The 6,144-nt window shown below is 35.4% G+C and carries 6 protein-coding genes; 5 read left to right on the plus strand and 1 reads right to left on the minus strand.

Features of this window, described 5'->3' with window-relative positions; all coding sequences use genetic code 11:
* Positions 1–128: 128 nt before the first annotated feature.
* A complete protein-coding gene (locus MOC86_RS26505) occupies positions 129–590 on the minus strand; it encodes a VOC family protein (protein WP_268586883.1) in 462 nt (153 codons plus the stop codon).
* 387 nt (positions 591–977) lie between these two features.
* Between MOC86_RS26505 and MOC86_RS26510 the strand changes: the two genes are divergently transcribed.
* The 5 genes from MOC86_RS26510 (at position 978) to MOC86_RS26530 (ending at position 5,892) form a co-directional block, all read left to right on the plus strand.
* Positions 978–1,427, plus strand: a complete 450-nt coding sequence (locus MOC86_RS26510) for a DUF1569 domain-containing protein (protein ID WP_268586884.1) — start codon at positions 978–980, stop codon at positions 1,425–1,427.
* 580 nt (positions 1,428–2,007) lie between these two features.
* Positions 2,008–2,715: an IS6 family transposase gene (locus MOC86_RS26515; RefSeq protein WP_268586885.1), complete on the plus strand. Its 708-nt coding sequence runs from the start codon at positions 2,008–2,010 to the stop codon at positions 2,713–2,715.
* A 358-nt stretch (positions 2,716–3,073) separates the two neighbouring features.
* Entirely contained in the window at positions 3,074–4,489 is a 1,416-nt protein-coding gene (locus tag MOC86_RS26520) for a NucA/NucB deoxyribonuclease domain-containing protein (RefSeq protein ID WP_268586886.1), read from the plus strand.
* Positions 4,490–4,905: 416 nt separating this feature from the next.
* Positions 4,906–5,235 (plus strand): HIT family protein, encoded by a 330-nt coding sequence (locus tag MOC86_RS26525; RefSeq protein WP_268586887.1) that lies wholly within the window; start codon positions 4,906–4,908, stop codon positions 5,233–5,235.
* 141 nt (positions 5,236–5,376) lie between these two features.
* Entirely contained in the window at positions 5,377–5,892 is a 516-nt protein-coding gene (locus MOC86_RS26530) for a DinB family protein (protein ID WP_268586888.1), read from the plus strand.
* Positions 5,893–6,144 lie beyond the last annotated feature (252 nt).

Consider the following 6,144-nt stretch of genomic DNA (forward strand, 5'->3'; position numbering starts at 1 on the left):
CCTTTTCCATACCGATCACACATCTTTTTTAGAGTAATAGTATCAGTATGTCCAAGTTTGATAGACTACTCAATGCAAAATTCAAGCCCTCTAACTATCCTTTGTTTTATATGCCTACTTGAGAAGGATTAATTATCTTGGTTTAATTGTTCCCATTCACTTAAGTACATTCGTTTTGTAATATTTTTGGGATTATCCATCTTACAAATAAATTCTAGGCTATTTCCATCCGGATCATTAAAATGAATTTTAGCATGAGCCATACCACTATGCGCCATAACGAATGGTTCCACAGGTTCGAAACCAAATGCTTCCCTAGGTGTATATCCTCTTTCATTTAACCATGAAACAGAATGTCTTAAACCATCTAAAGAAACTTGAAAAGCAATGTGCCTTATGGAAGGATGATATTCTAGTTCTACTTTATCTGTTTCCCAAAGTCCTAACCAACTTTTATTCTTTTCAATCCACAAAAATGCCAACCTATCTTCATGACTATGTGAAAGTTCTAGACCAAGTCCTTCATAAAATTCTATAGAACGTTTTAAATTGCTCACGGGCAAATGTGCTTCATATAATCCTTCAATCATTTCTTTCATCCCCCCCTCACTACATTATACAAAAAAATCCAATTTTTCACTTAAAATTCATACTTTTTAGTAATTGTTAATATACAAAAAGTCCGTAAAAGTATGCTTTTTGCCAGTAGTAGCATATAAAAAAATGCCTTCTATTCTTTTGTATTAAAAACGTTAGTCATGTTATTCCGAAAAAGGGCCATTTAATGGAATAAGATTTTCGAATAAAATTGGATTATTATGTTATTATTGTTTTGAGATTTTAGAAAAATTTTCCGTCTAAAGAAGCAGAACATAATAAATGGATTTTTTGCTTATAAAGCCCTCTATCAAGGTATTTTATAGACCATTTATTATGAAAATTTTTACAATACGAGATTTGTAAAGGGGGGTGCACAAATGAAAAATATTTTTAATCAATTGCATTCAGAGGAAATTTTAAACCGCATTGACAAATTAAGCCCAAATTCAAAACGCCAATGGGGTAAAATGGATGTTGCCCAAATGCTAGCACATTGCTCATCCTTTCAAGACATTGCAATGGGACATTCCTCTCCAGCGAGAGGTTGGTTAGGAATATTAATAGGAAACTTTGTGAAACCAATTTTTTATAACGATAAGCCATTAGCCCAAAATATGTCCACAATTCCGACCATTTTGATTGTAGATGAAAAAGAATTTGAAACAGAGAAGGAAAAACTGAAACAAAAAATTATAACTTTCCAAAACAATGGTTCAGAGAAGTGTACGACTCATCCACATCCTTTTTTCGGTAAACTTACTTCCGAGCAATGGGGAAAAGGAATTTACAAGCACCTTGACCATCATTTAAAACAGTTTGGAGTCTAGTTAGTTTTTAGAAAAATAAATAAAATTTGACCAAAGAGAAAAACAACGAAATGCCTTAACGGTTTTAAAATAAATAATTATCTTATTGTTAAAAAGAAAATTCTTTCTTTAACTTAGGGATACTTTTCTTTATCATCTGTGGAGCCTTTATCTTACATAATGATTTTCTGGAATAGGGCACAATTGCAGAATAACTAAATCCCAATCCCTCATTTATGTCAGTGAGAGATTGGGATTTTTACTATTGGAATATCCCTAACGTTGTAAATCCACGTTTTGCTGGTGGTACCCCGTTACGTAATAAGAAAAGAATTTAGTAAAATTATGTCCGTAAAAGTACACTTTTACGGACATGCACTTTGCGAACTATCTCGTTGTGTTCACTTTTTATGGAAGAGGAAGGTAATTAATGGCTAATTACAATTACGCTCGTTTGGAATAAAAAAGAACCAAGTAATTTTTGTTAAACAGGTTTATGCTTTTTTCGGTTCTGGTGCGAAAATTTCAGCTGACTTGAAATTAATCTCTAAATCTTTGACATGCTGATACTATCAATCTAGAAAAGGAATGGTATTCAGTTATGGAAAACCAAAATTTATTCAAATGGAAACATTATCAACCTTTCATAATTTTATTAATTGTGAGATGGTACCTACGGTACAACCTCAGTTTTCGTGATGTAGTTGAAATGATGGAAGAACGTGGACTATCCATTACCCATACGACAATCATGCGTTGGGTACATCAGTATGGTCCTGAATTAGATGAGCGAGTACGACATCATCTTAAGTCAACAAATGACTCATGGAGAGTCGATGAAACCTATATCAAGGTAAAAGGGCAATGGATGTACTTATATCGTGCAGTCGATTCAGAAGGAAACACCATTGATTTTTATCTAAGTAAAACAAGAGATCACAAGGCTGCAAAGTGTTTCTTCAAGAAAGCTTTGAGGTCTCTTCATGTTTCAAATCCTCGTGTCATAACCGTCGATAAAAATCCAGCTTATCCTATAGCTATTGAAGAGTTGAAAAACGAAAAAAAGATGCCTGGAGGCATCCAAATAAGGCAAGTAAAATATCTCAACAACATCGTAGAACAGGATCATCGTTTTATTAAAAAACGAGTTAGACCTATGTTCGGGTTGAAATCCTTTCGCACAGCTACATTCATTATTTCCAGAATAGAAACTATGAACATCATTAAAAAAGGGCAACTTGTTTCACGGAACCAGTCTGTCCAAAATCAAGTGAAGATCATCCATCAACTATTTGGCCTTGCTGCTTAAGACCAGATTTCACTAAGGAACTTTTCGCCTCTTTATATCTTCCTTAAGTATTTGCACCAGAACCAAGAAAGTTCTGATATGGAGAAATAAATTAGGAATATTCAGTAATTTCGCCCCTTATGAAATTATTTTATGTATAATATGATAATTTTGTAATACTTTTTCCTCAGGAGGGAGAGTGATAAAAAGTGGAAATTATTAATTTAGGTTATTACAGTACTTGTATTTAATGAAAGTGTTAATGCAAAAGAAAATGAAAACAATGGTGTTCCTGTTTTCGAGTAATGAAAAAAGTTATTTAGCATGGTGCGAGGATTCATACTGGATTTTTTTAGAAATAAGAAATGGAGGAAGGATAATGAAAAAGTACTACAAATTTGTAGCCTTACTTTTCACGTTATGCATATTTTTTGCTGCTCCAGTTGAAATGGAGGCTAAAGTAAATTCCTCGTCAGAAGTTACGGAAAAAGAAAAAAATGAAATCAATCAAGCAAAACCAGAATTATATTTTATTCCAACGAGTGATCCCGAAAAAGCAGATGAAGTTATTAGCCAACTGAAGCAAGGGAAATCTCCGGAAACATTAGGGCTAATATCAAGTCAAAAGCACAGCCCAAGAGAACAAACGTTGGAGCAAATGAATTCAGAGGTTAAGAAAAATGCGGTTACGATAATGGAGGAAAGGACAGATAAGGGAAAAGATTCCGTTATGGCGAATTCCATTACTGCTTCAGATGGAGATGATTGGACCCCCCCTTCATTTCAGTACGATGATATAACATTTGATTCCTGTGTGGAGAATGAAAAGGCAGCATCAGGTTGGATTAAAAACCGTTATTCTCAATGTTGGTCGAGCTACGTTGTGTATAGCGATCCAGTCGGATGTGGTCCAAGTTGGTTTCCATTTGGTTGTGACTGGGTTGCCTTTCGAGTAACCGTTATTGCAAATGGATATAACGGATTTCGGGGAGTTACTTACAATTATACAATAGACGATATTGATTCAGACTTTGACAGCAAGGGATGGCGGCGAGGTTCCAAAGTTACCCTCAGCACGGAATGTGACGGTATTTCAGAAACCCGTGATTGTATTGGTGCGGATGAAAATGTCACAAGAACATTGGCAAATTGGGAATCAAGCAGTCATTACCAGTTTTATATTACATCTGAAGCCCCACCCATTACGAATAACAATAAGGATCGGGTAAGTTACATGGATATGTGGCCAAGAATAACTGTAGATCCACCTAGCAAAAAATATCCTCCACTCACAAACGATGGTCCAAAAGAAACCATTCGAATGGACTCAGCCGATTATCTGTTTACTCCCGGCTTTTCTAAAAGAGAAGGGGCTATCTTTGCGAATTTCATTCCGACCTTTACCTATGATATGAATGATCCGTACTTTAATATTATGAAAGAAGCTTTTCAGCATCATAAGGACGCCTTGACCTCAGAAGGAAGCTTAATCCCAGGGAAGGAGCCTAAGCCTCCACTCACTCGAATTTATTCTGCATATGACAGAGAACAATATAACAAGAATACCAATGCTAAAAATCAAGCATGTAAGAATCTTAATAAACCGGAAGGATATGAATGTGATGAATTTCCATTTGCCAGCACATATGAAGGAGCTGGAAAGGGTGATGGCAAGTTTTCTGTACGATACATTCCCAGAGATGCAAACAATACTCATGGGCGCTGGCTTGCAGCATGGTATGCATATAATCGAATTTTACACAAAGATTCATTTTATATAGGATTTAGAGAGTAATTAATATTCGGATTAAAGAGTATGATGGCTTCAATTCATAAATATCACTCACATATAAATGGAATTGTAGAACGCAATCTTTAATTGGTTGCGTTTTTTGTCTGGCCATTTTCCTAGTTTACATCCTGTTGCTTTTTCAATTTATCTAAACTAAAGGTGAAAATTCCTTGATTTTATAGGGTTTTATTATATTAGACATGTATAATATATGCCCTTGAATTTGAACCTTGCAGTGTCGTGTTTCTCCTGGATAAGGATCAGGTTACCCCAGCTCCAACACCTATCAAGTTTACACGACACTTCTTCAAAGTAAAAGGGGTAGTACCAGCGAAGCTGTCACTACCCCTTAAAGGGGAATAGGGGTGTTTGCCGAAAGATATTGTAAAGAGTTCGTGACTTGTAGAGGAGGATAAGGCATGGGGAACGATTTTTATTGTGAGGAAGTATTTAGTGGAAAAACGAAGGTAAAGGCTGTATTAGAAACAAAACATGTTTTGGCTTATTATCATACTAATCCTTACTATGAAGTACATATTGTAGTTGTGCCTAAGAAACATATAGACTCCCTTTTAACCTTGGAGGATAAGGAAATATGGGACGACTTATTGAATGTATTAAAGAAAGTTGCTTCTCAAGTAAAAGAGGAATACGGAGCTTGTAGAATTATTACAAATCTTGGTCAGTATCAAGATTCCAAGCATTTGCATTGTCATGTAGCTTATGGGAAGGTAATAAAGTCTAATTAGCTTCCTGAAACTCACATTATGTAAACAAGAAATCCCTTTAGGCAAAAGGTCTGGAGGGTATTTTTATAGAATTATAGTTAAGTTGACTAGTGATATCTTGTATTATGTCGATAATGAATAGTAAAATAGGGGGAATTTCAAATGACGCATCACTCATTAAAATTGTACGACTTTCATGTATGGGCAAACCAAAAAATTTTCGACCGATTAAAAGAACTTTCTGAGGACATTTACGAAAAGAAAATTCAGAGTGTTTTTCCTTCTATATTAAAGGTGATGGGGCACATTTATGTCGTCGATAACGTATGGTTAGATGTTATTTCTGGTAAAAAATTTGATGAAGTATATGCGTTAGGTGAACGGTTGAAAGAACAGATGGAAACGAAAAAAATCGAGGAAGTAGAAACGATGTTTTTTGATTTATCTGACCGGTACAAAGTGTTTCTCAATCGTGAGGAAAATATGGAAAAGGCCTTGGTGCTTGAAACCCCATTTGCTGGACGACTCGAAACTCGTTTATCTGAATTAGTACAACATGTTGTCAATCATGGAACATATCATCGTGGCAATATTACGGCTATGTTGAGACAATTGGGCCATCCTGGTGTTATGACTGATTATATTTTATATTTATATGAAAAAGGCAACAAATCTTAACCTTTATAGATAATAAATAAAAAGGGAGGAGATACTTTTGGTTCACTACTTTAAGTACTCTTCTCTTTTTTATATGTTCCTATAATGTGTGTTATGGTGCGACAAGAAGTCGCTTTTATATAGTGTGGCTCACGCCACTGGTTTAGACGCAAAAACTATCCCCGTCCAAAACTGCGGGCCTGGTAACGGGTTCGTGGGTTGCATGCGGAAATGCGGAAACAGAGAGTCAGTGCACGACTCGGAACACTGCTA

Origin of the sequence: Priestia endophytica (assembly GCF_026790145.1) — a bacterium.
GTDB lineage: Bacteria > Bacillota > Bacilli > Bacillales > Bacillaceae_H > Bacillus_I > Bacillus_I endophytica_A.

Coding starts and splice junctions, on each gene's coding strand:
- MOC86_RS26505 (WP_268586883.1), bottom strand. CDS start 590: ATGATTGAAGGATTATATGAAGCACATTTGCCCGTGAGCAATTTAAAA.
- MOC86_RS26510 (WP_268586884.1), top strand. CDS start 978: ATGAAAAATATTTTTAATCAATTGCATTCAGAGGAAATTTTAAACCGC.
- MOC86_RS26515 (WP_268586885.1), top strand. CDS start 2,008: ATGGAAAACCAAAATTTATTCAAATGGAAACATTATCAACCTTTCATA.
- MOC86_RS26520 (WP_268586886.1), top strand. CDS start 3,074: ATGAAAAAGTACTACAAATTTGTAGCCTTACTTTTCACGTTATGCATA.
- MOC86_RS26525 (WP_268586887.1), top strand. CDS start 4,906: ATGGGGAACGATTTTTATTGTGAGGAAGTATTTAGTGGAAAAACGAAG.
- MOC86_RS26530 (WP_268586888.1), top strand. CDS start 5,377: ATGACGCATCACTCATTAAAATTGTACGACTTTCATGTATGGGCAAAC.